This window comes from Cellulophaga sp. L1A9, from assembly GCF_009797025.1.
Taxonomy (GTDB): domain Bacteria; phylum Bacteroidota; class Bacteroidia; order Flavobacteriales; family Flavobacteriaceae; genus Cellulophaga.
The window spans coordinates 2,619,347-2,637,637 of sequence record NZ_CP047027.1 but is presented as its reverse complement, the minus strand read 5'-3'; the positions used below and the strand labels follow the sequence as shown (position 1 = coordinate 2,637,637).

The window sequence follows — 18,291 nt, the reverse complement described above, 5'->3', positions numbered from 1 at the left end:
TCTATTAATCAAAACAATCGGAGCAAGGTTTTCTCTTAAAGGTATACGTTAATGTTAACCCTGAGAAAACGTACCAATCGTTACTAAAAATATTTCCAAATTCCACATCTAAGGATTCAAGATTTTCATCTTCAGGATTACTAAAATCTAAGTTATCCGTAAAAGTATATCTTGCTCCTATTTCTCCTCCTAAGATAAGAACCTGGCTAATTCTATATTTAAATCCAATGGTCATAGGAATCGCAAAAGCTCCATCCCTTTGATCATCGTAATTTATCACCTGATTCGCATCTATATAATTGTAATCATATCTAAAATACGTTATCCCTGTATATAAATAAGGAGTAAATGCTGGCCCTAATCTATGCAAGTTATACTCCACAAAATTAAGTTCTAAACCCGCCGAAAACTCCAATATACTATTATCTACCACATAACCTCTTTGTTGCCTAGAGGTCATATCAGATTTTGTGTCGTCTGCAGTAAACTCGCCATACAAGATACTTGCACGCCAGGCATACCGTTTACTCTTATTCCATTTAAAAATACCTCCAAATGCTGGACCAGAGGGTAATATATAATTTGTACGTCCTACATCTCCTATATTATTTAATCCACCAGCCATTACTCCAACCTCGAACGTTTGTCCTTTCATTTCAAAAAAAGAAAAGACAATTATTAGCACCAAAAATGTCCTCATGTATTTTAAAAGTTTGCAAATATAACAATTTCAACAGTTTATAAAACTGAAATTATTAGATTGATGTTCTCTAAGTGATAAACAACATTTCGCAATATTTATTGTTTCAAAACCAATCAATTACGCTTATCCTCACCCCACAATAATTTATTGCGAAGTGTTTTCAAAAAGCTTTCAGAAGTATATTCTATCATTTTAACCGTAATTGCAGATTTCTTGATAATTATTTCTCTACCATTTTCCACGGTAGCAATCCGAGAATCTAATGAGACCAAATGATTTTCTTCTCTCCCGGACACTTTAAGTCTAATCTCTGTATCATCTGAGATCACCAAAGGCCTTGCGTTTAAATTATGTGGCGCTATTGGCGTTAAAATCAATGATTTCACAGATGGCGCTATGACTGGACCTCCGCAGCTTAAAGAATATCCCGTAGACCCCGTTGGCGTAGCAATGATAAGTCCATCTGCCCAATACGAGGTTAAATACTCATTATTTAAATGCGTTTCTACCGTTATCATAGAAGTAGTATCCTTTCTACTCACGGTAACTTCATTTAATGCAAAGTTTAAATTTTCAAATTCTGGTAATTGAGGCTCTGTATGCACCTCCACTAAACTCCGCTCTACAATAGTATAATCTCCAGAAATAAACTCCCTAACAACTTTACGAACATCTTCTTTTTTAAAGGTTGACAAAAACCCCAACCTCCCTGTATTTACACCTACAATAGGAATATTTAAATCGCGAACATAAGTAATTGCACGCAATATTGTCCCGTCTCCCCCAAAGCTGACAAACATGTCAAATGAATCATCCAATCCACTTTCTGCCGTGAAGACTTTAAAATCAGCTACAGTTCTAAAATTTTTCAACAAGTGATAAAACTCTTCTTCAAAATAAACTTGAGCAGGAATAGTATTTAACTCCTCTAATAATTCAACAACATATTCAAGTGCGTTGTCAGAATAGGTTTGTCCATAAATGGCAACTTTCATAAGTACTAAACGTTTAAATATTTATTTAAATAATCAGATCTTTCTTTCAAATCTTCTAAAAATTGATCGTCATTATTACCAAATAAAATGGTGTAATTATACCTTCTAAACGTTTGTATAATTTCATTCAAATTAGAAGCCCCAATTTTTAAAGTTACCTGAATTACATCATTTCTAGAATCTGTAATGAACCCCCCAATTAGTTTAGCATTATTACTTTCTACTATTTGAGCAATTTCACTAAACGAATAATCCTTCACCCCTTTAGCTACTACAAGAATTCCACCAGGCTCCGTAAAAAATGGAGTATCAATAAAAACAGTAACAATATCTGTCAATAAATAATAACCTATCACTTGCGAGTTTTCATCTAAAACAGGTAATATATTCGCTTCGTTTCTAGCAAAGGACTCTAAAACATCTAACCAAGAAGTTTCTTTAGTAACAAAAACAGATTCAAGACTATATCGATATGATTCAACTTTATTCGAAACATCAAAAACCGCCATATCATTTTCTGCTATAACTCCTTGAAACTTTTCATTATCTACGACAGCGACATGAGAATGTGTGGTGTCTTTAAAAAACTTTACAACATCTTTCATAGCACCATCCAACTTAAAGACAGGGAGCGTAGTTATTATATGCGATTGTATATTCATATTCCTTATTATTACTGCAAATTACTAATTATATATGGCAAAAAGCATGCCTTATTTGTATTTTTGTTTTTAAGAAAAACGAAATAATGACAAAGTTAAGTGTTAATATAAATAAAATTGCAACGCTAAGGAATGCCAGAGGAGGCAATGTACCTAATTTATTAAGTGTAGCTAAAGACATTGAAGCGTTCGGAGCTCAAGGCATTACCATACATCCAAGGCCAGATGAGCGCCATATTAGGTATGCAGATGCACGTGAACTAAAGCGTATTGTAACAACAGAATACAATGTAGAAGGCAATCCTAACCAGAAATTTATAGATTTAGTTTTAGACCTTAAACCAACACAGGTTACGCTTGTCCCTGACGCAGAAGATGCCATTACGTCTAATGCCGGCTGGAACACTATAAAACACCAAGATTTTTTAAAAGACGTTATACAAACATTCAAAGAAAAAGGAATCAGGACTTCAATATTTGTTGATCCCGATACTACTATCATAGAAAATGCTGCCAAAACGGGCGCAGACCGTATTGAATTGTACACTGAAAGTTATGCTCACGATTACGGTTTGGCAAAAAATACGGAAGAAAAAGCAGCAGCCGTAAGCCCCTTTACAAAAGCAGCAAAAATAGCTACTTCTGTAGGGCTTGGAATAAATGCTGGTCACGATTTAAGTCTAGACAACATACTTTATTTTAAAGAAAATGTTCCCAACTTACTAGAAGTTTCCATTGGCCATGCTTTAATATGCGAAGCGCTATATTTTGGACTAGACAATGTCGTTAACATGTACTTACACAAATTGAAATAATGCAAATTTTACACTCTCAAATACTAGGTAGCGGAAAGCCTTTAATTATTCTCCATGGTTTTTTAGGCATGTCTGACAACTGGAAAACCTTAGGTAATCAATATTCGGAAAACGGATTTGAAGTACATCTTCTAGATCAAAGAAATCACGGCAAAAGTTTTCAAAGTGATGCTTTCAATTATGATGTATTAGCAGAAGATTTAAAGCTATACATGAATCACCATCAACTTGACAAAGCAATCATCTTAGGGCATTCTATGGGTGGAAAAACAGCAATGCTTTTTGCATGCACCTATCCAGAAAGAGTTGAAAAATTAATTGTAGCAGATATCGCCCCAAAATATTACCCGCCGCACCATCAAAGCATCATTAACGCATTAAATTCAATACAATTAGATGCGCTAACCTCTAGAACCGATGCAGACACAGCTTTAAAAAAACAAATCCGTGATTTCGGAACACGTCAATTTTTATTAAAGAATCTATATTGGAGAGAGAAAGGAAAATTAGATTTTAGATTTAATTTGAAAGTGCTAAGTGAAAAAATGGAAGAAGTAGGAGAAAACATAAACAATACCGCAAGTTACTCAGGTCCTACTTTATTTTTACGCGGAGACAAATCAGAATACATTGCTCTAGAAGATTACCCTGAAATAAAAAGACACTTTCCTGAAGCACAAATAAAAGATATTGAAAATGCAGGGCATTGGCTACATGCCGAAAATCCGAAGCAATTTTATGACATCTCATTTGCTTTCATGACTACTTAAAAAAACATGGTTCCCTCTTAAAGGCATTTTAATTTTTAATTTAAAATTCTATCAATTTATATTCCTAACTTTAAACTACTTATAAACAAGCATCTTTTTTAATATATAAATCTAACTACTATGAAATTTATACTCCGAATATTACTAAGCGCCATAGCTGTAATCATCTTATCTTATCTATTACCTCATGTAACTGTAGACAATTATTACACGGCAATTATTGTAGCTATAGTACTAAGCTTACTCAACTTCATTGTAAAACCAATTTTAGTAATCTTAACGCTACCCGTTACTATTTTAACACTAGGCTTATTTTTGCTAATTATCAATGCGATTATCATCCTTTTAGCCAGTAATTTAATTGACGGTTTTAGAGTTGACGGTGTGCTATGGGCCATCCTATTTAGTCTTTGTTTATCCTTTTTACAATCTATATTTTTCTCCTTATTGAATGATGACAAACAATAAGAAGTTATACTTTTGAAATTCAGCTGTTTAAAAATTTGTCAAAATTAGCAAAATGTAGTACTTTTGCAGCCCATTTTATTGAAGCAAAATTAGATATAGAGATGAATATCACTAAAGAACAGATTAACGAATTAAACGCTGTTGTAAAGGTTGCCGTTACAAAAGATGATTACCAAGACAAGGTAGAAACTATCCTTAAAGACTACAGGAAAAAAGCAGATATTCCTGGATTCAGAAAGGGACAAGTACCAATGGGTCTTATCAAGAAACAATACGGTAAAGCCGTATTAGTTGAAGAGGTAAATAAATTAATACAAGACAATCTTAATAAGTACCTTACTGAGGAAAAATTAGATGTTCTTGGCAATCCTTTACCAAAACAACGTGATAATTTCAATTGGGATGCTGAGGATTTTGATTTTGAATTCGAATTAGGATTAGCACCTAGTTTTGAAGTAGATTTAAAATCTAAAAAAGCAATTACACAATACAAAATTGTTGCTGATGATAAAATGATCAACGAACAAGTTGAACGTATTCAAAAGCAATATGGCATCCTTACCAATAAAACTGAAGTAAGCAAGAAAGACGAAGTTGTTGGTATTTTCAAAAACGAAGAAGAAGAAATTGAAAATAAAGCTACTTTAGAAATAAGTACCTTAAAAAGTAAAAAAGCTACAGATGCCTTAGTAGGCGCAAAAGTTGGTGATGTTATCACCCTTTCTACTAAAGGATTATTTAGTGAAGATCAAGAATTAGCTTCTGCACTAGGAATTCAAGCTGATAAAGCAGATAAACTTGCTGTTGATGTTAGCTTCACTATTGAAGAAATTAACGAAAGAGAGCCTGCTAAATTAGATCAAGAGTTATTTGATAAACTTTTCGGAAAAGATGTTGTATCGACTGAAGAGGAATTAAAAGCAAAAATAAAAGAAGATTCTGAGCAGCAATTTACGCAACAAGCAGATCAAAAATTATTGAATGATATCACTGAAAATTTCATTGATACTACAAAATTTGAATTGCCTGCAGATTTCTTAAAAAAATGGATTCAGGTAACTGGAGAAAAAGTTTTGACAGATGACGAAGCTACTGCAGAATATGAAAAATCTGAAAAAGGCTTACGCTACCAATTAATTGAAGGTAAAATCATTACAGAAAACAATCTTCAAGTTCAGTTTGATGAATTAAAAGAATTTTCAAAAGGATTTATCAAAACTCAGATGGCTCAATTTGGCCAATTAAACCCTGCAGAGGAAGAGTTAGAAAACATCGCAGGTAGAGTTTTATCTAACCAAGATGAAGTAAAGCGTTTGTCAGAGCAGTTAATGAGTCAAAAATTATTAACACTTTACAAAGAAAAAGCAAATCTTAAAACTAAAGAAGTTACTTACGAAAACTTCGTGAAGGAAGTTTACGGGTAGTTTTTGAAAGATAAAATAAGTATCTTTACGGTGTTGGAAATTTGTTTTCAACACCTTTTTTTTTATTTAAAAACATATCTAAATATCTATGGATTACGGAAAAGAATTCAAGAACTATGCTATAAAAGACCAAGGTATTAGTAGCATGTATTACGATAAAATCATGAGTAACATGTATCCTTCGAACATGACTCCCAACATTATAGAGGAACGTCAATTAAATGCAATTGCAATGGACGTATTTTCAAGATTAATGATGGATAGAATCATCTTTCTAGGTACTGGTATCAATGACCAAGTAGCAAATATTGTTCAAGCGCAATTATTATTTTTAGAAAGTGCTGACGCTTCAAAAGACATTCAAATATACATTAACTCTCCAGGAGGAAGTGTGTATGCTGGTTTAGGTATTTACGACACCATGCAATACATAAAGCCTGATGTAGCAACAATTTGCACTGGAATGGCAGCATCTATGGGTGCAGTACTTTTATGTGCTGGCGAAAAAGGAAAACGCAGCGGATTAACACATTCTCGTGTTATGATACACCAACCAATGGGAGGAGCGCAAGGCCAAGCTAGTGATATCGAGATTACGGCGAGAGAAATTTTAAAGCTTAAGGATGAATTATATGAAATCATCGCTTTACACTCTAACCATGACATTGAAAAAGTACGTGACGATAGTGATCGTGACTACTGGATGAAAGCTGACGAAGCTAAGGCCTACGGGATGATTGATGAAATCCTTGTAAGAGACACGAAGTAATTTCGACAAAATATAAACTACCAAAAAGGTAGTAAAATAAAAAAAGTAAACTAAAACGACCTATTTGAGCGTTTTAGTTTACTAATGGTATTAAAATTATGGCAAAAGAAAGTTTAGAATGCTCTTTTTGTGGACGAAAAAAACCAGAGACGAACCTCTTAATTGCTGGTTTAGACGCCCACATTTGCGATCGATGTATTGAGCAAGCTCATGGCATTGTTGCAGAAGAGTCAAAACAAACTAAGAATGAAGACTTATCTTCAGAATTAGTACTAAAAAAGCCTCTTGAAATAAAAGACTTTTTAGACACTTATATTATTGGACAAGAGCGAACAAAAAAAGTGATGTCTGTTGCGGTTTACAATCATTATAAGCGCCTTTTACAACCCTCTTCACTAGAAGATGAAGTAGAAATACAGAAGAGTAATATTATCATGGTTGGCCAAACAGGTACAGGTAAAACATTGATGGCTAAAACCATTGCCAAAATGCTTAATGTTCCTTTAGCTATCGTAGATGCTACTGTTCTTACTGAAGCTGGATATGTTGGAGAAGATGTTGAAAGTATCTTAACAAGACTTTTACAGGCAGCTGATTATAATTTAGAAAAAGCAGAACGCGGCATCGTATTTATTGATGAAATCGATAAAATTGCTCGTAAAAGCGATAATCCTTCCATAACAAGAGATGTTTCTGGAGAAGGTGTTCAACAAGGTCTGCTTAAATTATTAGAAGGCACTGTAGTTAACGTTCCACCAAAAGGCGGCCGTAAACATCCTGATCAAAAATTTATAGAAGTAAATACTGAAAATATTCTTTTTATTGCTGGTGGTGCCTTTGATGGTATTGAACGTGCAATCAATAAGCGTTTAAATATGCAATCTATTGGGTATAGTGCTTCTAAAAATGAAGACAGACCAGATGAGAATAATATTTTACAATACATCATACCTCGAGATTTAAAAGAATTTGGTTTAATTCCTGAAATCATTGGTAGACTTCCGGTATTAACCCACATGAATCCTTTGGATACAGAAACACTAAGAGCCATTTTAACGGAACCTAAGAACGCAATCATCAAACAATATGAAAAATTGTTTAAAATGGATGATGTTACGCTTACCGTTACAGATGAAGCTTTGAATTATATTGTAGAAAAAGCTATTGAATACAAACTTGGAGCACGTGGTTTGCGTTCTTTATGCGAAGCTATTTTTACAGACGCAATGTTTGAATTACCTAGTAGCGATGAAAAGCAACTAAAGGTATCTAGATCTTACGCAGAGAAAAAACTATCGTTTGATACGATTAAAAAATTAAAAGCAGTTTCTTAATCCTGAAACTGCTTTTTAATTACTTTATCAAGCAATTCTAAACAGACTTGCTTGATAATTTTTTCATCTGAATATAACTCGTGTCCAAAACCCGAGGCTTCAGTCTTTGAAATCTTCATTGCTTCAAACCACTCATCCGAAGGTTTAAAACTATCATTTGATCCAAATAATAATTGGAAAGGAAAAATAGGCTTCTCTTTTTCTAAACGGACTCTAGTAGGTGAAATTGCATATAATGATTTTATCGGTAGGCCCTTCAAACCCGCCTTATACACTATAGTACCTCCTGTACTAAAAGCCAAATAATAACTAGAAATTTTCTCTCTTTTTACCAAGTGCGCCACTGCAGTCTCAATACCTCCATTTACAAATTCACTATGTAAGGTCTCCTGAGTTTCTACCGTTAAATTAATATTTGCCAATTCTTGACAATCGTAAAAAACGATATCAAAATGCTGTTGGAGGTATCCTAAATAAGAGGTAATCCATTGCCCCTTTTTAGTCCCCCACATATCAGATATTATTACTAATCTTTCCGTCATATGTATAGTTAATTTTATGGTTTGGTTAGTTTTTACTATAAATGTTAACGTAAAACGGAAGAAAAACTATTTTATTGGTTCATTCCCAACAATTCCTCGACATAGTCCCTTTTATTAGACAGTCTAGGAATCTTGTGTTGCCCTCCAAGTTTATCTTTTAACTTCAACCAATCATAAAATAAATTATTACGTGCTATATGCACTTTAGGCATCTTTAATGTGATGTTATTATAACGCTTTGCTTCGTAATCTGAATTAAGTGATTTTAGCGCATTGTCCAAAATTTCTGTAAAATAAGCGATTTCTTTTGGTGGCTTTCTAAATTCTATAATCCACTCATGTGCTCCTTTTTCTGTTCCTGCCATAAAAATAGGACCTGCAGTATAATCTTTTATTTCTGCATCGGTTTTTAAACAGGTATTTCGCAACGCCTCTTCTGCATTTTCAATAATCAGCTCCTCTCCAAAAACATTAATATGATGCTTGGTTCTCCCTGTAACTTTAATGCGATAAGGACTAATGGAAGTAAATTTTATGGTATCGCCAATTTTATAACGCCACAACCCAGCATTGGTAGTAATGATTATTGCGTAATTTTTATTCTTTACTACTTCCCATAGTGGCACTATTTTCTGAACCTCATCATAATAGGTATCCATGGCAATAAATTCATAGAAAATACCATAATCCAACATTAACAAAAGTTCATCTGAATTATTCCGGTCCTGAATTGCAAAAAAGCCTTCAGAAGCATTATAAATCTCATAATAATTAAAACTTTTTCGTGGTAGTAATTTTTTGTATTGCTCCTTATAAGGGTTAAAACTAACGCCCCCATGGAAATATACTTCCAAATTTTCCCAAACCTGAAAAAGATGATCCTTACCCGTTTCCTCAATGACATTATTCATTAAAACCAGCATCCAAGAAGGAACACCTGCCAAGGAAGTTACATTCTCTTGAGTACTCTCTCTTATAATTGCTTTTAACTTAGATTCCCACTCACTCATTAAAGAGACCTTATTGCTAGGCGTACTACTTAACTCTGCCCAAAAAGGCATGTTATCAATAAGTATGGCCGATAAATCCCCGAAAAAAGTACCATTATCCTCGTACAATTCTTTACTCCCACCTAAACGCAAGCTTTTCCCTGTAAACAGTTGAGAATTCTCATTATTATTCAAATACAAACAAAGTAAATCTTTACTTGATTTATAATGACAATCCTCCAAGGCTTCTGTACTAACAGGAATAAATTTACTCTTAGCATTTGTCGTACCACTACTTTTTGCAAACCACTTAATACTCGTAGGCCAGAAAACATTCTGCTCCCCCCTTCTGGTACGCTCAATATCTGGCTCCATTTCCTCATATGAGGTAACAGGCACACGATTAGCAAATGTTCTATAACTTAATATGGATCCAAATTCATGCGCCCTCCCAATTTCGGTATCTTTCGCAAAAGTCAACAATTGCATGAGCACTTCTTGCTGTACTTCCTCAGGGTATTTTAAAAAAAGTTCTATTTGATGATAGCGTTTTTTCAAGAGCCAAGAAGCTATAGAATTGAATAATGGTATTGACATTTTAGGTATCTTTAAGCTTTATTTGGTTTCGATATTTTAAGTTTAACAATTTAAGAAATCGTTTTATATTTTAAGGTTTTCGATTAAAAATTTACAAAGAAATATTTTATGCAGTACGAAGGTGTTTTACGAAAAATGCAAACTGAAATAGGACACCCTATTCAGTATTATATGATTTTTGAAAATGATTTTCTAAATGTAAATCAAATATTAAACAAAGAGATAACTATTAATTTTATAAAGTACCAATGTTTAAACTGTGGCCTTGACAAACCTATCTACCGTCAAGGTTTTTGCAAGAGTTGCTTTTTTGATATTCCATCTGCGGGAGATTGGATTATGCGCCCAGAGTTAAGCACAGCACATTTAGACCAAGAAGATCGAGACCTTGCGTACGAGAAGAAAGTACAACTACAACCACACATTGTATATTTAGCCAACTCTAGCAACGTTAAGGTTGGTGTAACAAGAAAATCTCAAGTCCCCACGCGTTGGATTGATCAAGGAGCTCATGAAGCTATTGAAATTGTAGAAGTACCTAACCGTTATATAGCCGGTATTACAGAAGTTGCTTTAAAAAACTATGTAGGCGACAAAACGAATTGGAGAACGATGCTTAAAAATGAAATAGTTGATGAAAATCTAATCGATTGGAGAAACAAACTGAAACAATATATCCCGGAAGAGGCCTTACCTTACTTTATAGACAACAATATAGAAACACACTTAGATTTTCCTGTTTCTCAATATCCTAAAAAAGTAAAAAGCCTCAATCTCAGCAAAACTCCTAGTTACACTGGAACTTTGATTGGGATTAAAGGCCAATACTTTATATTTTCAGACGATACCGTTTTTAATATTCGCAGTAACGAAGGACTCTACGTTTCTATGACAATTAATTCGTAGTATCCTTTTTCTTCTTACTTAGAAACCCTCCTAAAACTGATTTTGCCGCATCTTTAACTGCAGTATTTTTTGTAGCCGCTGCTGTAGAATCAGTTTTAGTTGTTGTAGTTGTAGTCGTTTCCTTTTTATTAGATAAAATTCCTCCTAAAACATCCTTTACTTGTGTTTTTGTATCTACTGCTGTAGCCGACGAATCCTTCTTTGCCTGATTACCAGACAACAGACCTCCAATAAGATCTGTAGCCTTATCTTTTCCTTTAGCGATAAGTTTCTGCTTCTCAATTTCAATTAGCTTAGACGTTAAATCCTTCACTCCTGAAGTTAAATCTGTAGTTACAGTAGGACTTGAATAATTACCACCTATGGAAGCCGTTACTGGGACTGTTAAATTATCTAAGGATTTATCATCAATTTTAGAAATTAAACTCGTGATATCTTTTCCTAAATATTTCGAAGGAACATTAAGTACCGCAGCATAATTCATTTTTTGATCAAACGTATGACTTCCGTTCACTGTAACTGCTATATCCTGATAATTCACTGTAAAAGGTTTTACTGTTACCGTTCCATTGTCAAAAGTTAAAGCTGTTTTTAATCCTTTTAAGTCCAGCTTATCTAAAGACAAGAAGCTAAGCTTACTATTTAATGCGGATAATACTTTCGTCTGATTAGGATCTACTTCTGTTCCAAAAATTTCAGCTAATAAATTTCCTGATATAGTGGCTAAATTTGGTGTAAAGTCATTGTTTAGCATTCCCGATATAGAAATATCCGAATTTAATTTACCCTGAATTGCATTTGCAACAGGCGCAAGGACTTTAAACAATTCCAGCGATTTAAAAGTTTCGCTAATATCAAAACCATTCATTCCCAACTTCATATCAAAAGTAGGCGTCTCATTTTTAGTAGAAACATCTCCATTGAATGCTAGTTTCCCACCAAAAATAGCAGAGGTCATATTTTGCAAGGTTGCTTTTTCATCTTTAATAATCAAGGTTCCCGACACATCTTTCAAACTAAGATTATCATAAAGAACAGTCCCTGCAGAAGCATTGATTGTTGCATCCAAGAAAGATGGTATTTTTATTTGCTCTGAGGTTGAACCTGTCGTTACTGGTTTAGCATCTTCTGTATTTTCCGCAACAGCTTCTTCAACCATAAAGTCATCTACTGCAAAAGTGTTCGACTTTAAATTAAAATTACCTTCAACATTCTCATCATTAAACATGAAACCCAAAAGATTATTGATAGTTCCCGTTGCACTGAAATCCGTTTTACCTGTAACCCCACTTAGTTCATTTAAAGTAACTGTTTTCGGATTGAAAGTAACTGCTGTGGAAGTAATTTTAACGGGATTCTTAAGCTCTTCAGAATTATAAACAAAATTCTTTAAAGTTAGGTTTCCGTTTATATTGGTATTTTCATATTTTTCACTTTCTATGGATGCCATATCAAAAGCAGCATTTACATCTGCTGTTAAGATTCCTTCAAGCTTCAAATCTATCGGAACAGGATATGCTTGGGCGATATTTGCTAAATTCATTCTACCATCAATATGAGACGTCACTTTCGTATTCCCCATTAAATCTTTAATATTGGCAACCATGTTAAATTTATCTTCATCAATCATAAAAGATAAATTTCTAATATCAACATACGTGTCGTCTACAATCCCTGTTTCATTGGTTATTTCTGTATCTATAAATACATTACGTACTGATTTTGGTAAATCAGGATATTTAAAAGAAGCATTTTCAGAATTAATATCAATCTTAAATTTTGGAATATGTGTATCATCAACAATTCCATTAAATTTTCCAGCAATACTAAAATTCCCTGTTGTTGTTACGTTTTCTATATTCTTAGAATATTCAGCTGGGATTACTGCTAGAAAGTTTTTAAAATCTGAAGACGGAGTTTTAAAGCTAATATCAATTTCTTGACTATCATCATTCAATTTTATAAAACCATCAAAAACCAAAGGCAATTGATTTATCAAAGCCTCATTCTTTAAAAAACTATAGGTACTAGTTGCCAAATCTACACCGATTAAAGCATCTAGTTTAATTGGATTTTTATTCAAATAATTAGTGCTATCCATTTCAAAAGATACTAAGCCGCTTGTTTTTGTATCTAATTCAGATTTTTCAACTGATAAATCACCAGAACCAGAATGATTCATATCTACCAACTCAAAACGCATTCCCGAAGCTTTATCTAAATACTTTATTCTTGTATTCGTAATAGCATAAGATTTCATAGATAAGGTAAAATTACTAGAGGCATCCGTTTCTTCAGCAGCAGTTTCTGTTGAAGGCACGGCAATGTCATAATTCGCAGCACCATCCTCGTTTGCGATTATATTTATTAAAGCATTGTCTATTGTGAGGCTAGATATTGCAATAGGCTCATCTGCTCCTTTGAATAATTCTTTGATAGACATTTCTAGAGCCACCTCATTTGAAGAAAATAATGTATCGCCAACAAATGGTGCTTTATTTACCAATGAAATAGCATTCATGGTAAGCTTTGCATTAGGAAAGGAAGAAAACAAGGTTAAATCTGCATCCTCAAAATCGAAAGTTGCCGTTATACTATTATTCACCTTATTTTTAATAATATCTGCTATTTTGCCTTTTAGAAAAAATGGCGCTGCAATTAAAGTAATTACAAATAGTAGTAAAATAATACCGACAATCTTTAATATTTTCTTTTTCATCTAGTTAACATCTTATGATTCTTATTCTTATATAATTCCTACGCATTAAAAACGAAGGACAAAATTAAGGGCAATCTACCCTCTTAATTAATTGAATTACTAATTGTTATAACTCAATCCCTCTCAGATTATTTCAATATTCAAAAACTATTTCTTCACCAAGCTTCAACTTGAATCGTTTTCTACATAGATAGACGCAAAAATATAAGAAAGGAGTATCTAGAAATGCTATAATTATCTTAAAAATAAAACCACTAACCACAAGACCTTTAAACATACTCCAAGGCAAGACTTTAAAAATGCACAATAGACCAACCACCACAAAGGTGTCTATAAATTGAGAAAGAAAAGTTGAAAAATTATTTCGAAGCCACAAGTGCTTGCCTTCTGTTAGTTTTTTCCAAAAATGATAAATCGCTACATCAATATATTGCGCTAACAAATAAGCGATCATAGATGCTAATACTGCTATCGGCGATAATGCAAACACCTGACTAAAGGTGTCATCCTTAACAGGAGAACCTTCTATTGCTGGGACATAATTGGCAAGCAATACAATCCCCATAGAAAAAAACGAAGCGAAGATACCAGCAGTAACCACTTGATTCGCCTTTTTCTTCCCATACATTTCTGAAATAAGATCTGTAATTAAAAAAGTTATAGGATATGGTAAAATACCCACCGAAACTTCAAATAAATTAGCACCAAAAACAGTAACATCACCAAAAGGTTTCCAATAAAAAAACTTTTGAAAAATTAAGTTAGACACTACTAATGAGGTGATAAATAGTGCTGCCAAAAATAAATAAAGCTTAAAAGCGAACTTTTTATCTGCTGTAGTCATCTAAAAAATCTACTTTTATTTTACACTCAAAACAAAAGGCATTCTAGCCTGCACCCCTTCTTGGTCCATTGTTGCTTTTACTTCTTTAAAGATAGTATATGCTTCTAAACCAATTTCTTCACGAATAAAATCTTGCTTAATTTTAGTACTTGCTCCTCCGTAATCTTCCATAAAACGTTCGAAGCCCGATTTATATTTTGGAAATATTTTTACTCCAAAATCTCCAATTTCGGCTAATGCCGCAGCACCTTTGATAGCATCGTCTAAACTCCCTAATTCATCCACTAATCCTAATCTTTTAGCATCAAGACCACTCCAAACTCTACCTTGCGCCATGCTATCTGCTTCAGCAACGGTAATTTTTCTTCCTTGTGCCACACGCTCCAAAAATGTATTATAGGTACGCTCTACTCCCTCTTGAACCATACTTCTAAAGCCATCTGACATAGGCTCGAATAACGAATAGTCTACTGAATTTTTATTAGTCCCTACTTGCTCTGCATTTATACCGATATTTTTAGCTAATTCTGTTGCATTAGGTATGGTTCCAAAGACACCTATTGATCCGGTAATCGTTGTTGGTTCTGCAAATATCTTATCTGCACCTACTGCAATATAATACCCTCCAGAAGCAGCTACATCTCCCATAGACACAACAACAGGCTTGATAGCTTTCGTTAATTCTATTTCTCTCCAAATAATATCTGACGTTAAAGCACTACCTCCTGGAGAATTAACACGGAGTACAATTGCTTTTACAGACTCGTCTTCTCTCGCTTTTTTAAGCGACTTATTAATTATTCCTTGACCAATTACATCTGGACCACCTTCACCATATAAAATTTCGCCTTGCGCATAAATTACAGCAATTTTATCGTCGCCTTTATACAGTTTTGTTTTATTAGCAGTATCAATATAATCTTCAAGAGACACATAATTAATATCCTCATCTAAAGCTATTTTTACTGCATTCTTAAGTTTGTTCTCGTATTCATCAAAAAACAAAACATCATCAACTAAACCAGATTGCTTTGCTAATTGCGGCATTCTACCTCCTAAAGTATCTGCAATGACATTTAAATTTTCTGGAGTCATCCGTCTACTTACTGAAATCTCATCAACCATAGAACCCCAAAGTGAGCTCAATAATTCTTTTATTTGAGTCCTGTTAGCCTCGCTCATCTCATTCGCTAAATAAGGCTCAACAGCACTTTTATATTTCCCATGCCGGATCACTTCCATTTTAATGCCTGCCTTTTCCTGTAACTCTTTATAGAATAACACTTCCGATGAAAGGCCTTTAAAATCTAAAGTTCCTACTTCATTTATAAACAAGCTATCTGCTACGGATGCCAAATAGAAATCTTTTTGCACATATAAATCTGCATAGGCGTAAACAAATTTGCCAGAGGTTTTAAAATCCTCTAATGCCCTACGAATAGCTTGTGTTTGTGACAAACCAGCCAATATGAAATTATTATTTATACTAATCCCTTTTATTTTGCTATCATTTTTAGCCACTTTGATGGCGTGAATAATTTCATTTAAACCTTGGGCTTGCTGAAACAAGCCTGCAAAAGGATCAGATTCATCACGGCCAACGTAATCTTGTACCGGATTTTGAATTTGAATTTCTAAAACAGCGTCACTTTTAATTGTTTTTTCATCATCTTCGCCACTCAAAAGTGCCAGAAATATTAAAAACATTCCAAATAATACACCAAACGCAATTAAGCAACCAATAATGGCTGCCAAAAGATTTCTCAAAAATTTCATTAAAATTTCGTTATAAATTCCTCACAAAGATAACTAATGTTAAATTGTTTTATTTATTTTGTTCCGCTATTATGAACAACCCCAAAATAATATATTTATCCTTAGGTAGTAATCTTGGCGACAAGCTCTACAATCTACAAAGCGCTATTTTCAAAATTTCTGAAGATATAAGTGCGGTTACCGCTATTTCAAATGTGTACGAAAGTCCGTCTTGGGGCTTTGAGTCCGAAGATTTTTACAATTGCTGCATTGCCATACAATCAACTATGGAACCTGACCTTGTACTTCAGAAAATACATATTATTGAAAAAAGCTTAGGTCGCATTAGAGAAAGTACAGAAGGCTATGCTGCAAGAAGTATTGATATTGATATTCTTTATTATGAATATGACATCATCAACTCTAGCTCCTTAACACTTCCGCATCCCTCTTTACAGGACAGAAAGTTTGTTTTAAAACCGTTAAGTGACATTGCTCCGCAATTCTATCACCCTATATTTAACAAAGACACTCGAAACATGATACAGATGTGTCGTGATAAAAGTACGGTTACAAAAACTAATTTAAAGCTTTATAAAACCCGTGAATTACTTTTCTCTAAATTGAATTTTATTGCGATTGAAGGTAACATTGGTGCAGGAAAGACAACTTTAGCTAGCAAAATTTCTGATGATTTTAATGCGAAGTTAATCTTAGAACGTTTTGCCGACAACCCTTTTCTTCCTAAGTTCTATGAAGACCAGGCGCGCTATGCTTTTCCTTTAGAAATGTCTTTTTTAGCAGAACGATATCAACAGTTTACCGATGACACTTCTCAATTTGATCTTTTTAAGAGTTTTATGGTCAGTGATTATGATATTTTCAAATCACTAATTTTCGCAAAAGTAACCTTACAGGAAGAAGAATTTAAATTGTATCGAAAGGTTTTCAACTTCATGCATAAAGAAGTTAAAAAACCAGGTTTATATGTATATCTATATCAAAATACAGAACGTTTATTAGAAAACATAAAGAAAAGAGATCGTGATTATGAACAAAATATTCCTTCAGACTATTTAGAAAAAATTAATCGCGGGTATTTAGATTTCATAAAAAGTGCCCCCGATCATAATACCTTAATCATTGACATTAGCGAGTTAGACTTTGTAGAGAAAGAAAAGGACTACAAATTTATTGTAGACCAAATTACCAAATACAGTGTAGGAATAGAAAATTAAGACAATATTCACAGTAATAGTTGCATAGTTAGAATGATTTTCCTTAATTGCATCTATTAAAAGTAACTATTAAGCATTGTTTAATAGCTGCTTTTAGAACTAACTAACTCAAACTATACAAAAAACCCTAACTGAAAAGTTAGGGTTTTTTTATGAGCCAAATCTAATTAAAAAAATTAGGCGTTTAACTTTGCCCAAAAATCCCAGATCACGACTCCCGCACTAACGGAAATATTTAAGGAATGTTTTGTACCATATTGCGGAATTTCAATAACGTTAGCACAATTAGAAACCACCTCTTGAGAAACCCCTTTTACTTCATTCCCAAAGATTAACGCATATTTTTGGTCTGCAGAAACCTTAAAGTCATTTAAAAACACGGCATTTTCAGCTTGCTCAATAGCAATCGTAGTTACACCATTGTCTTTTAATAATTGAATAACATCCATAGTATTCTCTACATATTCCCAAACTACACTTTCCGTTGCACCTAAGGCTGTTTTATGAATATCTTTATGTGGAGGCTGTGCTGTGATTCCGCATAAATATATTTTCTCGATTAAAAAAGCATCTGCAGTTCTAAAAACAGAACCTATATTATTTAAACTTCTTATATTATCTAGAACTATTATTAAAGGAGATTTTTCTGCTTCCTTAAACCCATCAACATCTAAGCGATCTAGTTCGCTATTCTTTAATTTCCGCATGTTTCTTAAATCAAAAACTTATTTCAAAATATCAACAATAATGTATATTCCCTA

The 18,291-nt window shown here is 33.4% G+C and carries 17 protein-coding genes; 8 read left to right on the top strand and 9 right to left on the bottom strand.

Annotated elements, in window-relative coordinates:
• Positions 1-4: 4 nt before the first annotated feature.
• The 3 genes from GQR94_RS11435 to GQR94_RS11425 all read right to left on the bottom strand — a co-directional run bounded on the left by GQR94_RS11435 (position 5) and on the right by GQR94_RS11425 (position 2,360).
• Positions 5-700 (bottom strand): DUF6089 family protein, encoded by a 696-nt coding sequence (locus tag GQR94_RS11435; RefSeq protein ID WP_158975623.1) that lies wholly within the window; start codon positions 698-700, stop codon positions 5-7.
• 116 nt (positions 701-816) lie between these two features.
• Positions 817-1,698, bottom strand: coding sequence for an NAD kinase (locus tag GQR94_RS11430; RefSeq protein ID WP_158975622.1), 882 nt, complete (start codon positions 1,696-1,698; stop codon positions 817-819).
• A gap of 5 nt (positions 1,699-1,703) precedes the next feature.
• Positions 1,704-2,360 (bottom strand): CBS domain-containing protein, encoded by a 657-nt coding sequence (locus GQR94_RS11425; RefSeq protein ID WP_158975621.1) that lies wholly within the window; start codon positions 2,358-2,360, stop codon positions 1,704-1,706.
• An 86-nt stretch (positions 2,361-2,446) separates the two neighbouring features.
• Between GQR94_RS11425 and GQR94_RS11420 the strand changes: the two genes are divergently transcribed.
• The 6 genes from GQR94_RS11420 to clpX all read left to right on the top strand — a co-directional run bounded on the left by GQR94_RS11420 (position 2,447) and on the right by clpX (position 7,940).
• On the top strand, positions 2,447-3,175 hold the full coding sequence (locus tag GQR94_RS11420; protein WP_158975620.1) for a pyridoxine 5'-phosphate synthase: 729 nt from the start codon (positions 2,447-2,449) through the stop codon (positions 3,173-3,175).
• The gene (locus GQR94_RS11415; protein ID WP_158975619.1) at positions 3,175-3,945 is read left to right on the top strand and encodes an alpha/beta fold hydrolase; all 771 of its coding nucleotides are present in this window, start codon (positions 3,175-3,177) and stop codon (positions 3,943-3,945) included. The genes GQR94_RS11420 and GQR94_RS11415 overlap by 1 nt, the downstream gene beginning before the upstream one ends.
• 120 nt (positions 3,946-4,065) lie before the next feature.
• On the top strand, positions 4,066-4,413 hold the full coding sequence (locus tag GQR94_RS11410) for a phage holin family protein (RefSeq protein WP_158975618.1): 348 nt from the start codon (positions 4,066-4,068) through the stop codon (positions 4,411-4,413).
• A 101-nt stretch (positions 4,414-4,514) separates the two neighbouring features.
• On the top strand, positions 4,515-5,837 hold the full coding sequence (gene tig, locus GQR94_RS11405; protein WP_158979584.1) for a trigger factor: 1,323 nt from the start codon (positions 4,515-4,517) through the stop codon (positions 5,835-5,837).
• Between the two features lie 88 nt (positions 5,838-5,925).
• Positions 5,926-6,606: an ATP-dependent Clp endopeptidase proteolytic subunit ClpP gene (gene clpP / locus GQR94_RS11400; protein ID WP_158975617.1), complete on the top strand. Its 681-nt coding sequence runs from the start codon at positions 5,926-5,928 to the stop codon at positions 6,604-6,606.
• Between the two features lie 98 nt (positions 6,607-6,704).
• Complete coding sequence (gene clpX / locus GQR94_RS11395; protein ID WP_158975616.1) at positions 6,705-7,940, top strand: ATP-dependent Clp protease ATP-binding subunit ClpX; 1,236 nt, start codon at positions 6,705-6,707, stop codon at positions 7,938-7,940.
• Here the strand turns inward: clpX and GQR94_RS11390 are convergent.
• Both GQR94_RS11390 and GQR94_RS11385 read right to left on the bottom strand, forming a co-directional pair.
• Complete coding sequence (locus GQR94_RS11390) at positions 7,937-8,482, bottom strand: hypothetical protein (RefSeq protein ID WP_158975615.1); 546 nt, start codon at positions 8,480-8,482, stop codon at positions 7,937-7,939. The genes clpX and GQR94_RS11390 overlap by 4 nt on opposite strands.
• A gap of 71 nt (positions 8,483-8,553) precedes the next feature.
• Positions 8,554-10,068: a GH3 auxin-responsive promoter family protein gene (locus GQR94_RS11385; protein WP_158975614.1), complete on the bottom strand. Its 1,515-nt coding sequence runs from the start codon at positions 10,066-10,068 to the stop codon at positions 8,554-8,556.
• A gap of 108 nt (positions 10,069-10,176) precedes the next feature.
• Here GQR94_RS11385 and GQR94_RS11380 point away from each other — a divergent pair, with 108 nt between their 5' ends.
• Positions 10,177-10,974, top strand: coding sequence for a DUF2797 domain-containing protein (locus GQR94_RS11380; protein WP_158975613.1), 798 nt, complete (start codon positions 10,177-10,179; stop codon positions 10,972-10,974).
• Here GQR94_RS11380 and GQR94_RS11375 read toward each other — a convergent pair.
• The 3 genes from GQR94_RS11375 to sppA all read right to left on the bottom strand — a co-directional run bounded on the left by GQR94_RS11375 (position 10,964) and on the right by sppA (position 16,313).
• A complete protein-coding gene (locus GQR94_RS11375; RefSeq protein ID WP_158975612.1) occupies positions 10,964-13,693 on the bottom strand; it encodes an AsmA-like C-terminal region-containing protein in 2,730 nt (909 codons plus the stop codon). The genes GQR94_RS11380 and GQR94_RS11375 overlap by 11 nt on opposite strands.
• Before the next feature lie 133 nt (positions 13,694-13,826).
• Positions 13,827-14,537, bottom strand: a complete 711-nt coding sequence (locus GQR94_RS11370) for a queuosine precursor transporter (protein ID WP_158975611.1) — start codon at positions 14,535-14,537, stop codon at positions 13,827-13,829.
• 15 nt (positions 14,538-14,552) lie between these two features.
• Entirely contained in the window at positions 14,553-16,313 is a 1,761-nt protein-coding gene (gene sppA / locus GQR94_RS11365; protein ID WP_158975610.1) for a signal peptide peptidase SppA, read from the bottom strand.
• Between the two features lie 71 nt (positions 16,314-16,384).
• Between sppA and folK the strand changes: the two genes are divergently transcribed.
• Positions 16,385-17,530: a 2-amino-4-hydroxy-6-hydroxymethyldihydropteridine diphosphokinase gene (gene folK, locus GQR94_RS11360; RefSeq protein ID WP_158975609.1), complete on the top strand. Its 1,146-nt coding sequence runs from the start codon at positions 16,385-16,387 to the stop codon at positions 17,528-17,530.
• A 176-nt stretch (positions 17,531-17,706) separates the two neighbouring features.
• Here the strand turns inward: folK and GQR94_RS11355 are convergent, their stop codons facing one another.
• Positions 17,707-18,237, bottom strand: a complete 531-nt coding sequence (locus GQR94_RS11355) for an RNA methyltransferase (protein ID WP_158975608.1) — start codon at positions 18,235-18,237, stop codon at positions 17,707-17,709.
• Between the last annotated feature and the right edge of the window lie 54 nt (positions 18,238-18,291).